18 protein-coding genes, 1 tRNA gene, 3 pseudogenes and 1 riboswitch are annotated in these 22,584 nt (G+C 56.2%); of the genes and pseudogenes, 7 read left to right on the top strand and 15 right to left on the bottom strand.

The features are described 5' to 3' along the window. Positions 1-170: 170 nt before the first annotated feature. On the top strand, positions 171-2,783 hold the full coding sequence (locus tag ACPFMA_RS12445) for an AAA family ATPase (protein ID WP_425930335.1): 2,613 nt from the start codon (positions 171-173) through the stop codon (positions 2,781-2,783). A gap of 483 nt (positions 2,784-3,266) precedes the next feature. On the opposite strand, the gene ACPFMA_RS12440 is transcribed toward ACPFMA_RS12445, so the two are convergent. The 10 genes from ACPFMA_RS12440 to ACPFMA_RS12395 all read right to left on the bottom strand — a co-directional run bounded on the left by ACPFMA_RS12440 (position 3,267) and on the right by ACPFMA_RS12395 (position 10,520). After that, positions 3,267-3,953 carry a hypothetical protein gene (locus ACPFMA_RS12440; RefSeq protein WP_425930334.1) on the bottom strand — a complete coding sequence of 229 codons (687 nt, stop codon included), beginning with the start codon at positions 3,951-3,953 and terminating at the stop codon, positions 3,267-3,269. Further along, positions 3,950-4,321 (bottom strand): hypothetical protein, encoded by a 372-nt coding sequence (locus ACPFMA_RS12435; RefSeq protein WP_425930333.1) that lies wholly within the window; start codon positions 4,319-4,321, stop codon positions 3,950-3,952. The genes ACPFMA_RS12440 and ACPFMA_RS12435 overlap by 4 nt, the downstream gene beginning before the upstream one ends. Before the next feature lie 36 nt (positions 4,322-4,357). Continuing rightward, positions 4,358-5,071 carry a sulfite exporter TauE/SafE family protein gene (locus ACPFMA_RS12430; protein ID WP_425930332.1) on the bottom strand — a complete coding sequence of 238 codons (714 nt, stop codon included), beginning with the start codon at positions 5,069-5,071 and terminating at the stop codon, positions 4,358-4,360. Between the two features lie 83 nt (positions 5,072-5,154). Next, positions 5,155-6,681 carry an IS66 family transposase gene (gene tnpC / locus ACPFMA_RS12425; RefSeq protein WP_425930331.1) on the bottom strand — a complete coding sequence of 509 codons (1,527 nt, stop codon included), beginning with the start codon at positions 6,679-6,681 and terminating at the stop codon, positions 5,155-5,157. Between the two features lie 83 nt (positions 6,682-6,764). Beyond that, the gene (gene tnpB / locus ACPFMA_RS12420) at positions 6,765-7,100 is read right to left on the bottom strand and encodes an IS66 family insertion sequence element accessory protein TnpB (protein WP_425930330.1); all 336 of its coding nucleotides are present in this window, start codon (positions 7,098-7,100) and stop codon (positions 6,765-6,767) included. Then, on the bottom strand, positions 7,097-7,429 hold the full coding sequence (gene tnpA / locus ACPFMA_RS12415) for an IS66-like element accessory protein TnpA (RefSeq protein ID WP_425930329.1): 333 nt from the start codon (positions 7,427-7,429) through the stop codon (positions 7,097-7,099). Before tnpA ends, tnpB begins: the two co-directional genes overlap by 4 nt. Positions 7,430-7,491: 62 nt before the next feature. Then, on the bottom strand, positions 7,492-8,394 hold the full coding sequence (locus ACPFMA_RS12410; RefSeq protein WP_425930328.1) for a hypothetical protein: 903 nt from the start codon (positions 8,392-8,394) through the stop codon (positions 7,492-7,494). Positions 8,395-8,401: 7 nt separating this feature from the next. Then, on the bottom strand, positions 8,402-9,445 hold the full coding sequence (locus ACPFMA_RS12405; RefSeq protein ID WP_425930327.1) for a hypothetical protein: 1,044 nt from the start codon (positions 9,443-9,445) through the stop codon (positions 8,402-8,404). Positions 9,446-9,795: 350 nt separating this feature from the next. Beyond that, positions 9,796-9,894 (bottom strand) — tRNA-Pro (locus ACPFMA_RS12400). Positions 9,895-9,914: 20 nt separating this feature from the next. Next, on the bottom strand, positions 9,915-10,520 hold the full coding sequence (locus ACPFMA_RS12395) for a LysE family translocator (protein ID WP_425930326.1): 606 nt from the start codon (positions 10,518-10,520) through the stop codon (positions 9,915-9,917). A 111-nt stretch (positions 10,521-10,631) separates the two neighbouring features. On the opposite strand from ACPFMA_RS12395, the pseudogene ACPFMA_RS12390 reads away from it, so the two are divergent. The 4 genes and pseudogenes from ACPFMA_RS12390 to ACPFMA_RS12375 all read left to right on the top strand — a co-directional run bounded on the left by ACPFMA_RS12390 (position 10,632) and on the right by ACPFMA_RS12375 (position 14,156). Then, a pseudogene (locus ACPFMA_RS12390) lies at positions 10,632-11,509 on the top strand (LysR family transcriptional regulator). Between the two features lie 81 nt (positions 11,510-11,590). Beyond that, the gene (locus ACPFMA_RS12385) at positions 11,591-12,211 is read left to right on the top strand and encodes a tyrosine-type recombinase/integrase (RefSeq protein ID WP_425930325.1); all 621 of its coding nucleotides are present in this window, start codon (positions 11,591-11,593) and stop codon (positions 12,209-12,211) included. 100 nt (positions 12,212-12,311) lie between these two features. After that, positions 12,312-12,384: riboswitch (Fluoride riboswitch) on the top strand. 84 nt (positions 12,385-12,468) lie between these two features. After that, positions 12,469-13,797 carry a voltage-gated chloride channel family protein gene (locus ACPFMA_RS12380; RefSeq protein ID WP_425930324.1) on the top strand — a complete coding sequence of 443 codons (1,329 nt, stop codon included), beginning with the start codon at positions 12,469-12,471 and terminating at the stop codon, positions 13,795-13,797. Next, the gene (locus ACPFMA_RS12375) at positions 13,794-14,156 is read left to right on the top strand and encodes a hypothetical protein (protein WP_425930323.1); all 363 of its coding nucleotides are present in this window, start codon (positions 13,794-13,796) and stop codon (positions 14,154-14,156) included. Before ACPFMA_RS12380 ends, ACPFMA_RS12375 begins: the two co-directional genes overlap by 4 nt. 370 nt (positions 14,157-14,526) lie before the next feature. Here the strand turns inward: ACPFMA_RS12375 and ACPFMA_RS12370 are convergent, their stop codons facing one another. Then, positions 14,527-15,030: a DUF6630 family protein gene (locus ACPFMA_RS12370; protein ID WP_371915767.1), complete on the bottom strand. Its 504-nt coding sequence runs from the start codon at positions 15,028-15,030 to the stop codon at positions 14,527-14,529. Between the two features lie 261 nt (positions 15,031-15,291). Between ACPFMA_RS12370 and ACPFMA_RS12365 the strand changes: the two are divergent. Then, a pseudogene (locus ACPFMA_RS12365) lies at positions 15,292-16,728 on the top strand (IS1182 family transposase). A 226-nt stretch (positions 16,729-16,954) separates the two neighbouring features. On the opposite strand, the gene ACPFMA_RS12360 reads toward ACPFMA_RS12365, so the two are convergent. After that, entirely contained in the window at positions 16,955-17,161 is a 207-nt protein-coding gene (locus ACPFMA_RS12360; protein ID WP_425930322.1) for a hypothetical protein, read from the bottom strand. 833 nt (positions 17,162-17,994) lie between these two features. Further along, a complete protein-coding gene (locus tag ACPFMA_RS12355; protein ID WP_425930321.1) occupies positions 17,995-18,927 on the bottom strand; it encodes an aromatic alcohol reductase in 933 nt (310 codons plus the stop codon). A gap of 97 nt (positions 18,928-19,024) precedes the next feature. Between ACPFMA_RS12355 and ACPFMA_RS12350 the strand changes: the two genes are divergently transcribed. Beyond that, positions 19,025-19,480, top strand: a complete 456-nt coding sequence (locus tag ACPFMA_RS12350) for a winged helix-turn-helix transcriptional regulator (RefSeq protein WP_425930320.1) — start codon at positions 19,025-19,027, stop codon at positions 19,478-19,480. 204 nt (positions 19,481-19,684) lie between these two features. On the opposite strand, the pseudogene ACPFMA_RS12345 reads toward ACPFMA_RS12350, so the two are convergent. Both ACPFMA_RS12345 and ACPFMA_RS12340 read right to left on the bottom strand, forming a co-directional pair. Then, positions 19,685-19,901: pseudogene (locus ACPFMA_RS12345) on the bottom strand (iron-containing alcohol dehydrogenase); the annotation flags it as partial. Between the two features lie 123 nt (positions 19,902-20,024). After that, on the bottom strand, positions 20,025-22,523 hold the full coding sequence (locus ACPFMA_RS12340; protein ID WP_425930319.1) for a CoA transferase: 2,499 nt from the start codon (positions 22,521-22,523) through the stop codon (positions 20,025-20,027). Positions 22,524-22,584 lie beyond the last annotated feature (61 nt).

The raw sequence follows: 22,584 nt of genomic DNA, 5'->3' as shown, positions 1-22,584 counted from the left end.
ACATAGTCGCCCAATAGCGATTGCCAAGCTGGCGAGCACATTGTTCGCTATTGGCCAGTTTTCGCCCCGCCCTTTCAAGTTCTCCTTTCCCTGCTACACATAGTTGAGGGCAAATTGCCATATCACTGAAAACCAACAGGTGTGCGTAAAAAATACGCCAGGGAGGACAGGTGTCTATTATTCAAGAAATTCATGAGTGGTCTAAAGGATTACCTGCTTGGCAACAAGATGCGATTGCACGCCTCTACCAAGACCGCTCGCTCGGTGCTGCGGATTTGGAGGACCTCTACGCACTGGCCAAGGCCGAGGTTGGTATTCCGGACCTCAATGGCCGAAAGCCGAGCAAGCTCGAGGACACTCAGATTGCCCCTCCGGCTGATCCTGCTCGTGTTGTTCAGCTGGCTGCAGTCAAAGATCTGAACCATGTCAATGCCTTGGCAAATGGCGGTGGCGTGCCGATCGCTTTGACCGGACTGACCGTAATCTACGGGGAAAACGGTGCGGGTAAGTCGGGTTACTCCAGGGTCTTCAAGCATGCCTGTCGTGCTCGCGATAGACGTGAACCGATACTGCCGAACGCGCACCTAGATGCAAAGCAAACCGGTGTTGCTCAAGCCGTCTTCTCGGCAGTCATCGACGGCGTGCCCACAGACCTTCATTGGCAATACGGTTCAGGTGCCCCTGAACCACTCTCGGAAATTGCCATTTTCGACACCCATTGCGCTCGCGCATACATCGACAACCATGGCGATTTTGCCTACGCCCCTTACGGCCTGGACATCCTGGAAGGGTTGGCGGGCGCCTGCGGTAAGCTTAAACAGCGGGCCACGCAAGAGAAAGCAGCAAATGCACCCAGTGACGCGGCGTACAGCATGCTCGCGAAAGAGCAGACAGCTGTGGGCGCAGCATTGTCCGGCATCCCCGCCAAGACCAGACCCGGGGATATCGAACTCTTGGCCACCCTCAGCCAGGCGGAGCTTGATCGGCAAGCCTTACTGACTAAAACCCTGGCCGAAGCAGATCCGAAGCAGAAGGCTCAGGCGTTGCGCCAGAAGGCGTTGCGTCTCTCGGGATTGAAGGACCGCATCGGTGCAGCAGTGGCTCTGATCAATGATGATAAGGTCGCTCGACTAAGGGAGCTCATTGATAAGTCGAACAGCGCAAAGGCCGCCGCAGAATTGGCTGCAACTGAGTTCAAACAGTCGCCTGGTCAACTTGCGGGTACCGGCGGTGATGAGTGGAAGGCGCTGTTTGAAGCAGCCCGGCTGTTTGCCGTGGTGAGCCATCCAGAACATGTATTTCCCGCCCTTCCGGCAGATACAAACTGCCCGCTCTGTCAAAACAGCCTTGGGCCGAACGGTGCTGCACGACTGATTCAATTCGAAACCTTCATCCAGCAAGCAGCGGAGAAAACCGCCAAAGAGAGCCGAGAAACCGCCGCGACGGCTTACCGGGAAATTCAGAAAGGCTCTTTGGATATGATGTTTCGTGATGGTTTGGTCGAAGAAACGACGGAGATTGATCCGGCGCTTGCTGTGGCGTGCTCGTCCATGCAGGAGTGCCTCACCAGCCGCCGACATTGGGTGATGCAGGCAGCAGCATCTGAAGCTCAGTGGGATCAGGTCCCCGCGCTCCCGGCTGATCCACAACCAGGCTTGGCGCACGTCATTGAGGGCTTACTGGATCAAGCCAAAGCGCTGGAAGCAACTGCTGATCAAAAAGTGCGGGGGGAAATGACGGCGGAGAAGCGGGAGCTGGATGCGCGCTTGCGCCTGGGTGAAATCAAAGCCGCGGTACTCGAAGCAATTTCGAAGCACGAGCTCTGCGGCAAACTTCAGGCATGCGTTGACAGCATGGAAACACGGGGCATATCCAGAAAGTCGACAGAGCTATCGCGAACGACGGCAAGCCAGGAGTTGGCGGACGCACTGAACCAAGAACTCCAGTATCTCAAGGTACATCAGTTGCAGGTGGTGATGAAACCAGAATCTCCTGGTGGCAAAACTCAATTCAAACTAGTTTTGCAACTGCCCGGAGGGGGCGCTCCTTCTGCCATTCTCAGCGAGGGGGAGCAACGCGCAATCGCGATCGCCTCCTTCCTCGCCGAGATTAAGCTTGGCAAGGGCCGTGGAGGGATTGTGCTGGACGACCCTGTTTCATCACTGGATCACCGCCGTCGCTGGGAGGTGGCGGAACGTTTGGCACGTGAGTCGCTCCACAGGCAGGTGATCGTATTCACTCACGACATTTATTTCCTCTGCATTTTGGAGCAGAAGCTCGAGGAGCTGGGTGGTGCCTTAACCAAGAACTACATCCGCCGGACAGCGCAGGGTTACGGTGTTCATTCGCAGGACCTGCCTTTTGACGTCCTGGGAACGAAGGATCGTTTGGGGCGACTGCGGCAGGAATTAGTAGCAATACGCCAGGCACTGAAAGCTGGCGAAGAGGATGAGCATCGACGTTTAACGTCGGCGTGCTACGGCCGGCTGCGCCTTGCTTGGGAACGGTGTATCGAAGAAGTGCTGCTAAACGGTGCGGTACAACGGTTTGGTGAGGGTGTATCGACGCAGCGCCTCAAATCTGTAGTCGTGACAGATGACGATTACCGGGAAGTCGAGTCCGGGATGTCCAAAAGCTCAAAGTTTGAACACGACGCGGCAACACCGGTCGGGAGACTTCCTATGCCAGAGCCCGATGAGCTTGAGCAAGATATTGAAAAACTGTCAACGTGGAGAGGATCACTGGACAAGCGCTTGAGAGAGACGGCAAAGGCTAGGGGATGATTTACTAGCCTTGGGGTATTAGCGGCCTATCTTTCTTGGCCGCTTCACCTTTGCCTTCGTCGGCACACCTGTTCCATCTACGGAACAACACGATCCTCCACGTGTACAAGTATGTGCTGAACAGGGAGTTTTGGCCTCAGTTTTCTTACCGGGCCCACCTTCCGCTCCTTACCCGGTTACATGTGAGTTATGCCTCATCAGGGTTCTGCATCAGGTACAAGCTACCTCGAGGGAAAACCAAAGATTTCTAGCGGTACCGGCGAAATCCTGTAAATAGCCTGACTTCGCACAGTACGCTCGAGCACGGCTGTACAGGTCATCACTCCATCAAGTCAGAGCGCCCTCCCAGCCGGAGGAGTAGAGGTCGCCTCTGGCGGCCAGAGACTTAATCGACCGCGATAGGTTCTATGAGCGCCCCAAGCAACGAACCGGCCAAATTAACCCTGGAACAGTTTCGATCAACCTCTCAAGAACACTGCCAATCTACCGGATCAAGAGCGCTGTCAACAGGTGTATATGCTCCTCATCATCCCAGGACACTGCGACGGAACCTGAACGCGAGAGCTCAATTTGAACTTGCCTTGAGTTGTAGACGTAGACAATTTTGATCTTATCAATCGGCGCCGCGCGCCCACCCGTAATTTCCAGCAGTTTCGTCATCGCATTCCCGGTAGAGGCGATATCCACCCGATAGCTGCTTTCAATATCAAAAGTAACCGCTCCAGATACGATGCGCTTGGCCATCACCCTCGTGAAACGCTTGTCTGCCTTAAGCTGCTGGTAGACCGTCGAGATGTCTGGCTTCACGATCTCTAGGGCGAAGTTTGTCGCAGTTGCCGCCCGGATGAGCTCCACGAACGGCTTCACATCCTTGGGAGGCGAACTCATGCAGATCGAAAAACGATCCGTCCCTAGCGATTCGAACACCATGTCGAAGCTGATGAATGTGGAGTAACTCGATTCGACCGTTTCGCCTAGAGGGTTCGTGAACGACTGCGTGATATCCCGCTGCTCGTGATACCGAAAGGTTGCCTTGCCATCCAGAGTCTCAAGAATCTCGACACCGAGCCGATTCTGGTCGTTGAACGGCTGCTGTCGAAGCCCATGCACGAGGGTCTGAAAGTCAATGCGAGCGGTCAGAACCCATAGTTTCAGCCGCTTTGACTTCATGCCAACAAACTCCTTTCGATATCATCCAGTGTCTTTTGCGCCGCTTCCTCCAAGCGGATCTTGAGCTTCTGCTCAACCACCTGCTCGGCGCGCACCAGGTTCTTGGCGTATTTCCCGTTGTTGTAGTTGTAGACTCCTTTCACGATGTAGGAGAAATCGCAGTACTTGGCCTGGTTACCAAACTGAGCCTCGAACTGGACGATCTCTGACCCTACAAGCTTCTCACGAGCAGTCCACCGAATCTTCCACAGATAAAAACCGTGGCCCTCAAGCTCCATCAACTGCTTCGACTCCAAGACACCCTTGCCTTTCAGTAAGCGTCTGGTTAAACCAAGTTGACGACGGGATCGGGTCGGAGGGGGCGTCATGGCTGATTTTTCATCCGTGTCGTAATTTCTAAATGCTTACCCGAGCAGCAGTTTGAGCCCTGACATCAGAAGAATCGCTCCAAGTATCTTCTGCACCGCATTTGTCGGTAGGAACTTGGTTCCGAGGTGGGAACCGATCAACGCTCCCAAGAGTGCGATCATCGCTAACACCCAGACGTTCTCGGGGAGTTGACTGGTGCTGCCCCAATGTCCTGCCAGAGCAGCTAGAGAGTTGAGAAGAATGAACGGAGCAGAAATTGCCGCTGCCGTTTTCACGCTAGCCCATCTGCAATAGATCAGCAGGGGCGTAATCAGAACGCCACCTCCCACTCCGGTTAATCCAGATAGAACTCCTATTACGCTACCAACGAGTAAGGCCGCCGCAACTCTGGGCGGCTTAATGCTTTCTTCATTAGGCTTTTTCAGAAAGAAGGGTATTCCGGCGACCACTAAGAGCGATCCTAGTAGCCAGTCAAACCAAAGCACTGGCAGAGTCAGAGCACCGCCTAGCAGTGCCATGGGCACCGCTGCTAAAGCAAAGGGCCAAAGTAACTTCCAATCCACTCGGCCTGAGCGCATAAAGCGCCAAGTAACCAGTAGAGAAACCAATGCGTTCAGAACTAATGCAGTTGGTTTAATGCTTTCCGGGGCAAACTCAAGCAGCGCCATGACTGCTATATAACCTGAAGCCCCCGCCTGGCCGACGCTGGCGTAGAGCAATGCGATCAAAAGGAAGGATGCATAAACCATAGAGGAACGCGACTAGCCTTAGGAAACTGAAATTGTGGGTCGACGAGGCGGAGCAATTTCAAATCTTCAAAAACGTCCCATGATTACAGGGCTTGCCATCGATGCGGTAGCAAATTCTTCACCTCATGCGCTTTTTGGGTCGGCAGTCGATTCAACACGTCTTTAAGATAAGCATAGGGATCATGCCCGTTGAGTCGTGCCGATTGGATCAAACTCATGATCGCCGCTGCCCGTTTTCCGCTGCGTAACGAACCCGCGAACAGCCAGTTCGAGCGTCCAAGAGCCCACGGTCGGATTTGATTCTCGCACCAGTTATTGTCAATGGGCACAGCACCGTCATCCAGATAGCGCGTCAGCGCTATCCAGCGTTTGAGGCTGTAATCCAACGCCTTAGCGATGGCCGATCCCTCAGGCACAAACTGCCTCTGGGCGATCATCCAAGTATGAAGTGCGTCGATAATCGGCGCTGCTTTTTCCTGCCGTATTCGCTGCCGGACACCCGGTTCCAGCTCGCGGACTTCTCGCTCAACTTCGTACAGGGCCGCGATGTAGTGCAGCGCTTTTTCGGCGATCTGGCTTTTGTTGGTCGCGTGCAAGTCGAAGAACTTGCGGCGTGCATGGGCCATGCAGCCGATCTCCGTGACGCCCAGTTCAAAGCCTGCCTTGTAGCCAGCGAAGTCGTCGCAGACCAGCTTGCCGTTCCAGTGGCCAAGGAAGGCTCGGGCATGTTCGCCAGCCCGGCTCGGACTGAAGTCATAAACGACCGCAGCCAGATCGGAGAACTGGCTGGTGGCATAGGCCCAGACGTAAGCGCGATGAGTTTTCTTCGCGCCAGGCGTCAGCATTTGTACCGGCGTTTCGTCAGCGTGGACGACGCCGTGCGTCAGCACGGCTTCGCGCAGCGCATCAACCAGCGGCTGTAATTGCACGCCGCAGTTGCCCATCCACTGCGCCAAGGTCGAACGGGCGATGGGCAGCCCGGCGCGACCGAAGATTTTCTCTTGGCGATATAGCGGCAGATGGTCGGCGAACTTGGCCACCATGATGTGGGCCAGCAGGCCCGCTGTCGGAATGCCTTTGTCGATGACGTGCGCCGGTACCGGCGCCTGTATCAACGTTTCGCACTGTTCGCAGACCCACTTGCCACGGATGTGGCGCTCGACGGTGAACACGCCGGGCGTGTAGTCGAGCTTTTCACTGGCATCTTCGCCGATGCGCTTGAGGGCGCAGCCACAATGGCAGTGGCTGTTGTCTGGTTCGTGATGGATCAGTGTGCGAGGAAACTGCGGTGGCAGCGGCACGCGCTTGGGTTGCTGGCGCACTTTTGCATCGACAGCTGCCGGTTGCAGCGCCTCAAGTTCGGCTTCGATAGCGGCGATATCGGTGTCGATCAAGTCGTCGAGCAGGCTGGCCTGATCCGGGCTCAACTGCTCGCTGCGCTTGGCAAACTTGAAGCGTTTGAGCAGCGCGATCTCGTGGGCCAGTGTCTCGTTGACCGACTTGTGATGAGTGATTTGCTTGTCCATCGTCTCGACGCGCTGGATCAACTGCGCCGCCAAGGCACGCAGTTCTTCAGGGTTTAATTGATCGAGATTCGGATGCGAAGTCATGCCGCCGACTTTGCCAGAGAGGGCTAGTGGCGGCGATAGACTGATGGGCCAATTGCGTTGGCAAGCGCGCCACGGCAGGCGAGTTAGAGCACCGTGAAGGCTCCTCCGGAACCGACGCGTTGCCAAGGTAAACCGAGCACTAAGGCTTGAAGTTGCTCTGCATCCAACGCGACTTCAGAGCCGTGCCGCACGCCAGGCCAAAAGAAGCGTCCTTGATTCAAGCGCCGGGCGGCAAGCCAAATCCCCACGCCGTCATGCACTAGAACTTTCATTCGATTGGCGCGGCGGTTGGCGAACAGATAAGCACAGTGTGGCTTCGCCGCACCGAACACCGCGACAACTCGCGCCAGCGCGGTTTCAGTGCCGGCGCGCATGTCCATGGGCTCGGTGGCGAGCCAGATCGAATCGATGCGGATCATCGCAGTAGATCTCGCAGGAAAGCAGAACACGCCGCTGCATTTTCTGCCGGCCAACTCACAACGACTATGCCTTTTGAATGAGGCACTTCGATTCGGATCGTCGCGGGAAGAGCTTGATGCGTCGCTATCGGCGGCGCTGCCTTGACCGGAATGAAGGCAGCTTGCAGTGCCAAATTTCTCTGCGCATGCACGCGAATCCATTTATGGACGAGGTTGGCATTGAGGTTGTGGGTCAATGCGACATTGGCAATCGAGGTGTCAGGCTGCGCACATTCGGCAATGACCTGGGCCTTGAAGGATTTGGAATAGGAACGGCGTTCTTGTGGCATGGGCGTCCGCTTAAAAAAGGCTAAATATGGTGTCCACTTAAATTTAGGTGGACACCATCGCCTCAAGCGACGGTGTCAGGAAGGTGTGTTGCCCGGACGGTTACGCCTTTCAGAGATGCCTTGTCGATACGGATGATCTTGTGGACACTGGCTTCAGTCTGCGGCCTGGCCAGCTCGGCTTCGGGGTCGCCCTCCTCCCCGTCCTCTTCGTCGTCAGACTCAATCTGGATCGAATCCTCAATCACCAGGGCTTCGTCACTGAGATCCAGGTTATCATCCTCTCGATCTTTAGGGTTGAACGTAGACACGTCGACGACATCCACCACCTCCATATCCTTGAGGTTGCGGATCAGGCTGCGTAGGAAATTGGTCCTGATGCCAGCATCCGAAATTGCCTCCAGGGAGATGGTTCGGGTCGCCACGTCTTGCTCAGTGACAATCTCGATCTGGAAATACAACTGACCGATGATGTCCTTGAATTTATCGTTCATGGGGCCAGTGATTTTCCAGCCGCTGCCCTGCTTCTCAAGGATGACCTCCGCGGTCTTCTCGACGACTTGGCGGAACTCCGCCTGGCTCAGATCAAGCTTCTGATATTTGACGGTTAGCTTGAGCTGATCTCCATGAATCGCCACTTCCGCTTGCTCATGCTGATCATCCATCAGCCACTCCTTGACGGAGGTGAGCGCATCGGTCAGCTGCTCTTTCGTAACCGCTGTAGTGACGACCACATTCGTGGTTTTCTCCCGACTGTCACGGCCACCCACCAGGAGCGACAGGTTCCGGTAGTCGTAGTAATCATGGAACAGGGCACTGAACCGATTGGCCAGGAATTTTTTGTCCGACTCGTTGGAGATCACGATGCCTCTGGACAGGAAGACCTTCCTGAGCTCAGCGCTCGTCAGGCTTCGCTGCGTGAGCGCGTCAAAGATCGCTTTGTCGGACGCGAAGTATAGGCTACCCATTCTCATATCAGTCACGCTCCCAGCCGATCGCTTCGGGCTTATAGTTCGGAATCGCGTGATTCACGATGTCCAAGTCGATCGCCTGCAGTTTCCGCTTGCGATTCTCGTCTTCGCCCCACTCAGTCACGTAGCTGTTAATAGCAGCGTTGAAGTTGCTGAGGATGCTGCTGTGATGATAGCGATTGGCAACTCTGATCCGGATCTTCAAGTCCTTGTTTGCGTTTAGGATCTGAAACCTGGACAGGGCATCAAAAAGGTATCTGAACTCGATCTCGGTACTGCCATCGCGGCGATAATAGATCAGGTAGCCTTCGCTATACGTCTCGGCCAGCGCCTCGGCTTTCTCACAGTACGAGATCACCTCCTTGTGGTGGATGATCATGTAGGGCGATGCAATGAGCTCTGCTGTGGCCGCACGCTCCCAGTACTCACCACTGGCCTTGTGCAGGACAAGGTCGGGGTAATAGAAGGTGTAGTTATCCTTCGGAAATGTTCCTGCCGCCCTCAGGGCGTTCACATCGACCTGAAGGGTCTTCAGGTAATTGATCAGTGAAGGTTCGACGATATGAACCTGCTGAGAATCCTTGATGTGGAGGTTCTCGCCCTTGTAGTCTTTGAAGTGATCGTAGAAATCCTTGTCATACTCGTCGTCGTGGTTGTATACGAACAGCATGCCGCGCACTTCATACTTCTCACGCTTGTTCAGGTGGTAACGCGTCTGCCACTCCGGCGAGGCGCGGGCACAGTCGATGGTCTTTCCCAGGGATTTCAAAGCCTTCTTGATCGAGTCCAGCGTGATGGAGCCCACCGCGTAGCTCTTCAAATCGGTATGAAGGAAGACGGCCTTGTTCAGGTAAGGGTCTGCGTATTTGAACACCACATCAGTCGGGTGCGTGTGCTCAGATTTTTTCAGGGGGGCGTGTGTATCCTTCTTCACGCAAGCGAAATTAAGGTTCGCAGGCCCCTCTTTCTTCCATCGGAAGAAGCTGAAGATCTCGTTGGATACGAGCTCCGCCAGCCTCGCAATTTTTTCGGTTTCGCCGCCTGACATGGTCGTTCCTGTCACAAAAGAATGCGCAGGAACAGTAACGACCGCAGAGCGATCGCCCGTGTCGTCGAGGTGCTTCCTGCTGTTGGTGTGGCTTCATGCCATCACAAACTACCGTAAAACGTTGAGCCCAGCCACCCGCTGGTGAGAGATCACTCCAGCAACCGCATTCTCAGAGGCGCACAGTGCTGACGGCCTGATCATGCCACTCTGGATTCCAATTGCATGCTGGATGGCGTTTGCTGCCACTCATTCGGTGGGGTAAAAAGTGGGGTAAAAAGACGGACGACGAAAAACAGTGTCCCATAAAAAAATCCAGTCACCGTTAAGTGACTGGATTCTTTGGAGTTATTTGGTCGGGACGGAGTGATTCGAACACTCGACCCCTTGCACCCCATGCAAAAGCCATATGGGTCGGTAGCGGTCCGTCGTGACCGGCTGCTATCGACCCAATGCAGTCACATGATCATTGCTAATGCGCGGGGATCAACACACCGAAGATCACGAAGAACCCTCCGCAGATCTGGTTGAATCGACGCCCCGTTCGAGCCAGCCAAGGCTTCACTTTGTGCGCAGCACTTGCCACGCCTAGTTCGACTCCAAACTCCACCACGGCATATGTCACGGACAGAATCGCAGCTTGGGCCACGAGATCTCCTCGAGGATCAATGAAGGGTGTAATAAATGCCGTGAACAACAGCAGTGCCTTGGGGTTGGAAGCCGCGCTGAGCAGCCCTTGATAGAAAAGCGACCAGCTGCCAGAGCTAGAGTTATCCTTATTGGCCAGCGTAATCGGTTCTGATCGCCACACATTGACCCCTAGCCAAATCAGGTAGAGCCCGCCGACGATCTTCAACACCGTCAGCCACAGCATCGAAGCCTGAAGCAGTGCGCCCAGGCCAAGCACGCAGAGCGCGATCATTCCGACGAAGCCGATCACGCCCCCGCTGATTGTGAAGAGCGTCTTGCTTCTTCCGTGTAAGGCGCCATGGGTAAGGACCAGTAGTGCATTCGGTCCGGGGACCACTGCAATACCGCAGCACGTAATCAGATAAAGCAACCAGGTATCGAGCTGCATGATGTCTCCAGGATTTCAGATTCCGGGCATCATCAGGCCTGCTCATATTGGACGAAAAGCGAATAATATGGCATCTAGGTATTCGATTATCGAAATCAGCAAGAGAGCACCATGTCACTTCGCGATTTGCAGATAGACTGGCTGAAATGCTTTGTCGCCGCCGTCGATACCGGCTCACTGTCGAGCGCGGCGGTCGAAGTGCATCGGTCCCAATCCGCAGTGAGCATGCAACTCAAGAAACTGGAAGCTGCACTTGGCCGAGAGGTGCTCAAGCGGGGTCCACGCAATCTCGAGTTGACCGAGGATGGCCAGATGCTGCTGGGCTATGCGCGGCGCTTGCTTGCATTGCACGCTCAAACTCAGGCGGCGTTTCGCGGTGAACTGCTTACTGGACGGGTCCGGCTTGGCGTGGCAGAAGACTATGCAGCGCATTACCTCACGCCGATACTCAAGCGCTTCGCTCCCAGGCATGAGGGGGTGGAAATCGAACTGACGTGCGAGCAATCCACAACCCTGATACCTCGGGTAGACAGTGGTGAGCTCGACCTTGCCCTGGTCTCCAGCGATAGCCCTCGTCGAGGTTCGGTGCTTTTCCGGGAACCCATGGTCTGGGTGGGGTCGCCCCAGTTCGAACTCTGGACACGAGATCCGCTGCCTATCGCCGTTTACGAAGCGGGAAGCTTGGCTCGCCTCGGTGCATTCAGCGCCCTGGCCAGGCAAGGACGCGATTACAAGGTGGTCTAAACAGCTCCAGCCTGGCTGGGCAGATCGTGGCGGTTGAAAGCGGTTTGGCAGTGGCTGTTCTCACGCGGTGCAGCGTTCCCACGCATCTCCAGATACTAGGTGCCGTGCATGGGCTGGGGCCGCTCGAACCCATGAACGTTGCTGTCTACCGAAGCAAGGCGTCACAGGGATCGAATGCGGTTGACGGTCTGCGGCGTTTCATTGTTCAGTCCCTTGACGCTTCGCTCTCTAGCCAAACAACGTAGGAAGTGTCCGCAATGGGTCGGTTAGCGACCGTCCACCGGATCGAGTTCATTCTTGTTCTCCCCTAACGCGGAGGACAACCCATGAAAACCGCTGCTATCTACACCCATCGCCCATGGAACAAGGGAAAGCTAGTCGGGCAGAAATCCCCGCTCCGACTCAGAGATATCTGGGCCATCCGGGTAAGGCTCCAGATCGCGGAGAAATCTCGGGATCTGGCGTTGTTCAACTTGGCAATCGACAGCAAGCTGCGAGCCTGCGACTTAACCAAGCTTCGCGTACGCGACATTGCTCATGGGGAGCACGTGTCATCGCGAGCGATCGTGATGCAGCAGAAAACTCAACATCCAGTGCAATTTGAGATCACCGAGCAAACCCGTATGGCTTTGGAAGCCTGGATGCATCAGGCTCACCTCCGTAGCGAGGACTGTCTGTTTCCGGGTCGGCTACACGGTTCAGATCATCTCTCCACCAGGCAATACGCTCGAATAGTGAAAGACTGGGTGACATCCATTGGCCTTGATCCAGCGCTGTACGGCACCCACACTCTGCGGCGAACGAAGGCCTCATTGATCTATCGTAAAACCAAGAATCTGAGGGCAGTCCAACTCTTGCTTGGCCATACGAAGCTTGAAAGCACCGTCAGATATCTGGGGATTGAGGTCGACGATGCCTTGGAGATGGCAGAGCAGACGGAGGTCTGACCATCTAAAGCGACGGTCGAGGGCAGACCGTCGCTAACCGACCCATAGCGGCCCTCTAGCTCGTAACAAAATTTTACATCTCATGGAGAGGCCGATATGATCGGGCGCTGGAGATGGCATTCCTCCACCTACCAACCGCTGCGCCTATAGCAGCTGATGATGCCTACAGACACCTGATCAAGACAGGTCTGTAGGCGTTCGCGCGCAGAATCCCCCCTTTTTTGGTCAGGCTCACTTTCCCTTGTGTGGCCGACCTCATGTCAAAACTTAGAAAACCTGAACAACTCGACCTGCTTCCCTATATCGGGAAATGGCTGGTGCTTGCCAGTGCCGTGGCGCTCCTGGCGGGATCGGCATCCGCGCTGTTTCTGTTCTCCCTCGATCACGCGACCCAATGGCGCGAAAGCCACCGCTGGGCCATCTGGCTGCTACCCCTTGCAGGCTTTGCGGTGGGGCTGGTTTACCACCTCATCGGCAAGCCGGTAGACGCGGGCAACAACCTGTTGATCGACGAAGTTCACGATCCGAAGAAAACCGTGCCGTTGCGCATGGTACCGCTGGTGCTTGCGGGTACGCTGATCTCGCATCTGTTTGGCGCATCGGTCGGACGCGAAGGCACCGCCGTGCAAATGGGCGGTACGCTGGCTGATCAGATTACTCACCTGTTCCGCCTGCGCCGCGAAGATCGCCGAATCATGCTCATGGCAGGCATCAGCGCAGGCTTCGCTTCGGTTTTCGGCACGCCGCTGGCCGGAGCATTGTTCGGCCTTGAAGTGCTCGCCATTGGCCGCATGCGTTACGACGCGCTGTTCCCGTGCATGGTCGCCGCCATCGTCGCTGATCAGGTCGGGCTGCTCTGGGGCGTTGCACACACTCACTACGTCATCGGCGAAATCGCGCCCGTGCAGTTCTGGACAGTGATGGCAGTGGTCGCCGCCGGCATCGTGTTCGGGCTCGCGGGGCTGCTGTTTGCCACCGCCACCCATACCCTTGGGGCGTGGATAAAGAAGCTGATTCCCTACTCGCCCTTGCGTCCTGTATTCGGAGGGATCGTGGTAGCCACGGCGGTGTGGGCACTGGAAGCCTATCAGTACATCGGCCTGGGCATCCCGAGCATCGTTCAGTCCTTTGCAGCCCCCGTGGCCCCTTGGGACTGGCTTGGCAAACTTGCGTTTACCGTTGCCTCGCTCGGTACGGGTTTCAAAGGTGGCGAGGTCACACCGCTGTTCTACATCGGCGCGACGCTGGGCAATGCCCTTGCGCCGCTGCTGCACCTGCCGTTCTCGATGCTTGCTGGTATCGGCTTCGTGGCGGTCTTTGCCGGCGCCGCCAACACCCCGCTGGCGACCATTGTCATGGCCATGGAGTTGTTCGGCCCCGATATCGCCCCACTTGCCGCGATTGCCTGTATCGCCAGCTATTTGGTGTCGGGTCATACCGGGATCTATCACGCCCAGCGCGTGGGTCATGGCAAGCATCGTGGCGTCCTGCCCGCTGATATCCGCCTTTCGGAGATCAAGACTTTTCACGCACAGCGCAACACCGCGAGCACAGCAAAACCGATCGTCGAGGACAAGCAGAAATGAGTGACTCAGAACCTAATCGCCCAACCCTGTTGCAGCTGTATTTTCCAAGTGCGAGCCGTACTCGTGTGACCAAGTTCTGGCACCGATTCAGTGCCCCTACCCTCGCCCAACACCTGTTGAGGGTGGCCACTGCGGCGAAAATCGAGCAGGTGATTCTACGCACTGTGACAGCAGGCTATTTGCCTGGTCAGCGTCTTTCGCATTATCACCCTGAGATTGGCGGGATGCGTCATCCCCAATGCCTGGAGTTGCTGGATACCGAGGACCGGTTACGTGCCTTCCTGAGCGATCACGCCGAGGAGCTGCTCAAAGTCCGTGCAGTCCTGATGCTGTGCGAGCTACCAGATACGGACGGCTAGCCGGTCAGACGTTTGCGGTAAGGGATGGCCTCTCCCTAACCAGCTGCATAGCTCATCGAAGCAGATTTTTTCAGGCCAGTCCTTCCTCAGCTTCTGATGAAGCGGTCTCAGGCGAAGGTCCGCAATGGGTCGAAAGCGGTCTGTCGAGAACGGCCGCTTTCGACGCGAAGCTGCCGTAGGCCCCGATAGGAAACTTTGTAGGAACAGGTTTACCCGCGAACACCCGCACAGGCGGTGCCATCTAACGCGGCGCCTGCTTCGCGGCGGTTCGACGCCTCGATGAACCTGCTCCCTCAGAGTACGTGGTGCACCCGCGAAGTAAGTTAATTTCAGCACTTGCCAGGGTTCAAAAGCAGCCTGCCAAAGTGCCTCAAAAGGGATCGAGCCGTGCGTTGATGCCAGCCTCCTTGGCCAGCGCAATTAGGTTTTCAACGCCATCATGTTCAATTATGCAACCCACGTAATCGGCGCCGCCTGTATCCACATGCAGAAAGCGCTTTCCGAACCCGATCAGCCATCGATCGAAATCGATTAGAACCTGCATCAGTGATTGTGTCCCTTCATGCTTGCAGGCATAGACCTGGTCAATACCGCTGGCTTCAACCAGCTTCGGTGCCAGGTACTCGAAATCATCGAAGCCACGCACATCCACGGCCATGAGAATCAGATGACTGAGTGACTGGCCTTTCTCTGCGTCCAAAAGACCGCTGACGAGCGCGGTGGCTGGATCCTCTCCCTGGTTGTAATAGCGCAATACCCTTCTGACGAGACGCATGCGTTCTTTTTCAGGTAGGCGCGCCAACAAAACTTGGGTAAATACTTTCAACTGTGCACGCAGCGGATAAAGCTCTCGCATTATCGCGGCGTCGCTCATCCGTGGTTCATCGGGTGGAGGTTGTGTGAAACGACCGCCGAACAATCGATCGAACAAGCCCATCGCCGTTTATCACCCTTGGTCACTGAAGTCTATTGCGAAGCTTACCCCAGAGGTTGAATGACGGCGAATAGGTCCTCGGTGATATCACCGCTGCCACAGGATTGCTGCTGCATTCAAAGGCAGCTCTGGGTCCAGGCTGTGTGAAAACGCACGTGATTGTCTAACCTTCTGATCGTCGAGATCGTGGCGGGGACGATCATGAAGCGATTCATTAAAGGTGAATCTCGGACGCAAGTCACGTTGCTGCCGGAGTGCCTGGACGATTACATCACCGAAGAAAATCCAGTTCGGGTGGTCGACGTTTTCGTCGATGAACTCGACCTCGGAGCACTCGGCTTCGAGGGTGTCGATCCGGCTGCAACGGGGCGCCCGGCCTACCATCCAGCAGTCCTGCTGAAAATCTACATCTATGGCTACCTCAACCGGATTCAGTCCAGCCGCCGGCTTGAGCGCGAGGCAGAGCGCAATGTCGAGCTGATGTGGCTAACGGGCCGGTTGGCTCCCGACTTCAAAACGATTGCCGACTTTCGGCGAGACAACGGCAAAGCTATTCGCAGCGTCTGCCGGCAATTCGTAGTGCTTTGCCGCAGCCTCAATCTCTTCTCCCAATCGATCATCGCCATCGATGGCAGCAAATTCAAAGCCGTGAACAACCGCGACCGAAATTTCACTCAAGGCAAGGTGAAGGCGCGCATGCAGCAGATCGAGCAGAGCATTGACCGCTATCTAGCGGCAATGGATTCAGCCGATCAGGCAGCGCCGGAAGTGGCCGAGGCCAAGACTGAGCGATTGAAAGACAAAGTCGAAAAGCTGAAACAGCAGATGCAAAAACTCAAGGACATTGAGGCGCAGCTTCACGCCAGTCCCGATCAGTAAATCTCTCTTACCGATCCAGATGCCCGCTCAATGGCCACTAGCGGCCGAGGCTCCGGCACAGTTGGGTACAACGTACAAACAGCAGTCGACGACAAGCACCATCTGATCATTGCCCATGAGGTGACCAACGTTGGTAATGATCGCGGGCAACTGAGCAATATGGCTAACCAGGCACGAGAAGAAATCGGTGCCGAGGCGCTGACAGTGGTCGCCGACCGAGGCTATTACAAAGGTCCGGAGATCCTTGCTTGCGAGCAGGCCGGGATCACCACTTTTGTCCCGAAGCCGATGACATCAAGCAGCAAAGCGGAAGGCAGATTCGGCAAGCAGGACTTCATCTACATCGCTGCATCGGATGAATACCGATGCCCTGCGGATCAACTACTGACCCGCAGGCATTCTTCGGTGGAAGACGGCATGTTGCTGCACTCCTACTGGTTCTCTGGCTGCCAAAGTTGCGCCATGCATAAGCAGTGTACGACGGGTAAGGAACGCCGGTTGAAGCGCTGGGAGCATGAAACGGTAGTTGAGGCCGTTCAGATCCGATTGGAGCATGACCCAGGAAAGATGAAGGTACGCCGGCAAACGGTGGAGCACCCCTTCGGAACGCTCAAATACTGGATGGGAAGCACTCACTTCCTGACCAAAACCCTACCGAGGGTAAGCACCGAGATGAGCCTTCACGTGCTTGCTTACAATCTCAAACGAATGATGAGCATCTTCGGCATCGCTGGGCTGATTGAGGCGATCAGGACATGAGTCCACGCGTTCTATGCGTCCGTATACGGCTATCTGGGCCGCTGCCGCGGCCGAGATAGCACAGGTCGCGCCTGGTGCCCGACTGAGGTAGATCTGCACTTAGATCTGCCGAATTCACAGGGGGACCCAGCTTCTTTCGCTACTCGACGTACTTACTGGCGTTTTCACACAGCCTGGGTCGTTAGCAGTCACTCACAGGACGTACCATCTTCCGCGCAACTGCCAATCAGTGAGTAGTTCCGCCTCCTTGGCCAAAGGCTCTCATTTGATAGTCGCTTACAGCTTGGAACAGAGACTCAGCTATCAGGCATAATCTTTCCACCTCTATAGCAGGCGCGCCGGTATCCTGAGCTTCGTGGTACCGGCGCATTGCCTCAATTGCCTCGGTGTAGGCTGGGTGGTCGGGCGGCAAAATCTTGGACTGTTTGGGCATCAGTGCCTCGATATCAGTGAATTGATTCAGACAGACTGCCGGCTTGAAGCAACTGGAAATCCACTACTGCGTGATAAAGGGAGTCGGCCAACACTCTAAGCCGCTCGATTGTCTCTGGAGATGCCCCGCTGTCTTGTGCGGCCTGATGCGCCCTTATCGCATCAAGGGCTTCGCGCAGTAGCGGCTCGCCAGCTCTGGCCAGGCCTTTCAAGGTTCGCTTCATGATCTACCCAATCTGCTCTGTCAAGCCATTTTAGAGCGATAGCGACGGAGTGATGATAGGCATCGACCCAAGGCTTTGAATTCACCAGTTCAGGCCTCATCGCGGCAAACCGGTTCCCACCGGAATCTCACCAACTCCAGACCAACGCCACCACCTGTGAGAGCCGCGCGTGTCGGCGATGGGGCGCGAAGCGGCCCTAATATTCAGGCACCGGGTCAATAGCTGCCGGCAAGAGCCAAGCACACCTAAGCTGCCTTGGTAAAATCGCCCCCTTCCTAACGTGACTCATTAGGCCCCATGAAAACAGCACGTCCATCATAGTCCGCAATGAGCCAGCGGAAGCCAACCTAAAAATGGGGGACCAGATGGGGGACTAAAACCGCACAGGCACAAAAAAGCCCTGAAAAATCAGGGCTTTAATGAGAAATAGTGGCGGAAGCGTAGGAGTACTAACTCGCAGCAAAAGAGTCTCCGCCACCGACAAGTAGAGGACACTGAAATCTCGTACTAAAAAGTTCACGACGGTTTGTCGTATCTTACTTTCAGCTTCGGTTTACCGCAGCCACAGATGGCTGAAACGCTTAGTAGCGTCGGTGAGCGACCAGTACGCTCACTTGCTTACGAGGTGGTTCCGAGCCCACTCCTCGGCGGTCGTGACCGGAATCGCCTGCTGCGCGTTGAAGGTCGCAGCCTTAGGCCATGATACACCCCTGCCCTGCGCGAATACGGCTCGGTATTTTTTGATGTGGTGAGCAGGATCTTTTTCCAACTCCTCCATAAGATACGGAACGGTCCAGACGTTGGTCGTGAATGGACGCCGCAGAACACGTTCGAGGATGCTCGCTACCTGCCCATACGACACCGTGTCGCCGGAGAGGTAGACGATTTCATTGCGGAATCGGGGTTCAAAGAAGACGATTTCGGCCGTGAGAGCGCCGATGTCGTCTGGCGTCGTCAGCGTTACACTGGTATCGAGGCTACCGAGCGCGTTAACGGTGTCGTTTTCAAAATCGACCACCTCAAACACGGGCTCGAACAGGAAACTGGTGAACATACCCGTTGAGATGATGACCCATTCGGTTTTGTCCTGTGCACGAAGCAATTCGCGTACATCGAGTTGAGCATCGAACAAATCCTGAGGGCTTCCACGCCCGATCACTTCGAAGTCCACGCCGAACTGCCACGGGAAGTAGCGCTTCACGCCTGACTTGAGCGCGGCAGTGGCCAACTTCATCGGGGTTTCACGGCCCGCGACCATGCCGGCGCAACCAATGACGGTATCGAACTGGGCGAACACCTCAGCCAACTGATCGATCGAGTCGCTCACCAGGTCTGCAGCGACCATCTGGATGCCCAGCCCCCGAAGCTCGTCAATCTCAATCTTTTTCTCCGGTACCTGGGTATTTATGGTCGATTCCCTGAGCAGGACGCTGATCCGGGAGCCGGGTACGCGCTTGGCTACCCGTGCTAGATTGCGCAAGACAGGGAGGCCAAGTTCACCGGCGCCAAGGACGAGGATGGATTGAGGGGTCGATTCGGTCATGATTTCTCCTTAAGGCAGTACGCCTGTAACATGAGTGCATACTTGCACGATCGGGCAGCGCTCGTAAGAAGGCACACACGTGATACCAGGGGGAGAAATGACAGACCTGCAGACTCTTCGTGACGCAGAGGCCCTGTGCCAAACGCTCAGACAAGATGATGATGGTGTCAGGCGAGAGGTCCTCGCTCACGCAGGCAGCCGTTGGTCACTGGGCTTACTGCATGCATTGGGCGTTTACGGCACGATGCGCCACGCAGAGATCAAAAGGCAGATGGCTGGAGTGACTCAGCGAATGCTGACGAAGACGCTACGCGCCATGGAGCGGGACGGGCTTTTAATCCGGCGGGAGTTCGGTGAAATTCCACCAAGGGTTGAATATGAACTAACGCCTCTTGGTATGGAACTGTTGGTTCGTATGTCTCCTGTTTGGATGTGGGTGGTCGAGAACGCCGAGGAGTTCCGCAAAGCACGTCGAGCCTTCGATAACCAGGAGGTAAAGAAACCATCATGGCAAACCCCTACCGCAGTGCCCTCGCTCCAGCACGATCGTTAGCCTCCCGCTATTGTTCGCAACTTCGTTTTCGCCATCGGCTGGCCCTTGGCAAGGTATGCCTTGTGAGTAATAGATATCCTTGGCGCGAAGCACTTTCGGCATCGCAGGAAGTTGACCGGCATCATCGTCCTGCAATCCGACTGCTCCTTGCAGTTAGTCATGAACCAAGACACGTAACATCTTCTGCACCAAGCCATGCCATGCAGTGGGCTCCGGCACGGTATCGGAGAACACGTCAACTTCGATGCCGTGCTCAGCCAGTACGGCGCTGATACGACCTGCGTACCCCAGGTCGACCATCATTCGGTCGGTGATGATCAGTGGCTTGCGGCAGCCGAGGCTCGCCAAAAACCTGATGGATGTGCTGGCTGGCACCGGCACCGGTTTGCAGGATACGCGGGAGGATGCTGTTGTAAGTTATGGCTCTATCTCATTTCCTGGGCATGAACGCGCCCGCGAGCTGCCTTGGGCTCGTGTTCGGATCGGTGAATCGAAGTGCAAGGGAGGACGCTGATAGGGCCTCCCCCTGAATAACCCTCGGCAGTTAGCTGGGCAGATATTCCTCGCTCCAGGACTCGCCGATTGCGCCGGCATCTAGGAGCGATTGAATCTGCTCGTCGGTATAGCCGTAGCGCCCCAGTACCTTGCGAGTGGATGCGCCAAACTTCTCGGCGGGTGGCAACGCTCGAATTCGCGCTACGCGTGGGCGAATGGCGTAGGGATCCAGCTGCGTCACCCTATGACCACTCGGATGGTCGCTGTAGATGCTGAAGGAGTAGCTTCCATTATCAGTGCCTGGCAAGCCATCAGCAGATCGGCTGTATTGGCTGCGCAGGTGATCAATGTTGTCCGGCACCGCTGCTGCAATGTTGGCAGCCTGGAAATGCTGTTGAAGGACCGAGCTGCTCATGCGGCCAATGGCGGTGTTCAGATAGGCAGCGCGATCACCTGCAGACGCCAACCCGCGGAGCTCGGAGATGGCCGCGAACTTGTGCAGCTCTGACTCGGAGGCATCCAGGTAGATCCAACCATCCGCCGTCTTGTAGAACCGAGAAAGGTCGCTGTAGCCAACGACGTTACGCCCGGACGGCTCGTTGAATGGTGCTCGACCTGAGTAGTCGTAGCAGAACGGGATCTGTACCAGATTCCCCAGTGATGCGAGCGAGGTGCGGGCCCGGTGAGCTTCGCCGGAGTGATGCTTGCGATACAGGGCTGTTGCAACACCCAGAGCGGCAGCAAACCCGCACATCACATCAATGGTGCCGACGTGAGCATGTTCTTCTGGTGTATCCATCCCTCCACCAAAGCGCAGCATGATCCCGGTGGTGGCCTGGATAAGATCGTCATACCCCAGATAGTCAGTACGAGGGCCGCGACGTGGCCCGCCGAAGCAGTCCAGCTGGCAGAAGATCACACCAGGATTCACTGCCTGGAGGCTCGCCTCATCCAGGCCCAGCGGTGCCAGCTGGCGGTCAGGTGCGTTCATGACGATCACGTCGACCTCCCGCACCAGGCGATTGAATACCTCTCGGCCTTCGGGTTTGTTCAGATCGACCAGAACACTTTCCTTGCCGCGTGCCGACGACATGCCGAAGACCACGGTATTCCAGGGATCGTAATTGGGCATGACCGGGTCGAGCTTGATGACGTCAGCACCGAAGCGGCCCAAGAACGAAGTCGAGTGCGGCCCTGCGATCACGTTGGTCAGATCGAGGATCTTGACCCCCTCCAGCCAACCGGCAGGCTTGTCGAGTTTGGCAGGAGGCAATGCACGCGCAGGGCTCTCGGACAAGGTCACCAACGCTTCTTCGAAGCTCACATCACGGCGCGAAAGTGGCTTAAGCATTGGCTCAGAGCAGCCCTGCAGCCATGCGATCGGGCCAGGCTGCTTCATGAGGCCAAACTCGCGATCATTGACCTCAACGATCAACCCAGCAGTATTCGAGTGCTCATCATGGAGCCACTCTTGGGTAGATCTGTGGGGCGCACCGGGGAACCGCCCCTCACCGAAGATGACTTCCCACTCAGCGGCTGTTTTGGTCAGGAACACCTCTTTCATCCTGGCAGAAATACGCGCCGCCCAATCAGCAGGCAACGGGTAAACGCCCAGGGATGCATTTCCTTCCCATTGATCGATCGGCAGGTAGGGGTCATCGACTTTCGGCAAGCCGGCGGCAACCATTTCCTCGTAGATGCCCATTGCCTGCAGGCAGCGCTTGGCATGCTCACGGTGCGAGGGGCACACAGCGTAGAACTTGCGGCCATCGGCACATTCATAGGTGCGGTAGAACGGGTCGAGAAACTCCTGCAGATCCTGGTAGCTCAGGTTCATCGCCAGGTTTTCGGCCCCACGACGCTCGCTCTCCTTTTCACGCAGTGTTTTGTAGCGCAGCGGATACCCGTCGATCTTGATCGAGTTGTATGAGAGTCCTTCCATGACTGCTGACGCCAAGGGTACTTCGATCTGATCGCCAACACCATTTTTTTCACGTGCCTGCAGCGCAAGCACCACGGAAGACACCGCCAACATGGTGCCGTACGCCGATGCCAGGGGAAGTGGCGAGAAACTCGGGTTGATTCCCATCAGCACGCGGTTTTGGCCCATATCGGTGAACACACCGGAAGCCGAGGCGATCACCGACTCGGTCGCACGCCATTGCGCCCGCAACTCGTCATCGCTGGCAAAGCCCGGAATCGACAAGGTGATCAACTCAGGGCGTGCACGTCGCAGCTCTGCGAAATCAAGGCCCAACCTGGACAGCACCCCAGGCCGGAAATTTTCGATCACGATATCGGCACGGGAGATGAGTTCGCGCGCTTGCTGCAGCCCCTCTGGCGCCTTCAGATTCAGGCGCATGCACAGCTTGTTGCGGTTGAGCGTGGCATTGGCCGGGCTGTCCCAGAGGGGCCCACCCAGCGGGTCGATGTGAACAACCGTCGCGCCCAGATCAGCGAGGATCATCGCGACTGCAGGGCCTGCGATGTACTGTCCGAAATCGATGGCATTGACGCCTTGCAAAGGCAACTGGTTGGTTTGCTGCATGAGGATCACCCAAGGTAACCCGGGCCGACGCCATTAGCCGGCCCGGTTATTGTTGTTATTG

This window comes from Pseudomonas sp. NyZ201, assembly GCF_049860765.1.
Taxonomy (GTDB): Bacteria; Pseudomonadota; Gammaproteobacteria; order Pseudomonadales; family Pseudomonadaceae; genus Aquipseudomonas; species Aquipseudomonas bharatica.
The sequence above is the reverse complement of the archived record's forward strand: the minus strand, read 5'-3'. Positions and strand labels throughout refer to the sequence as shown.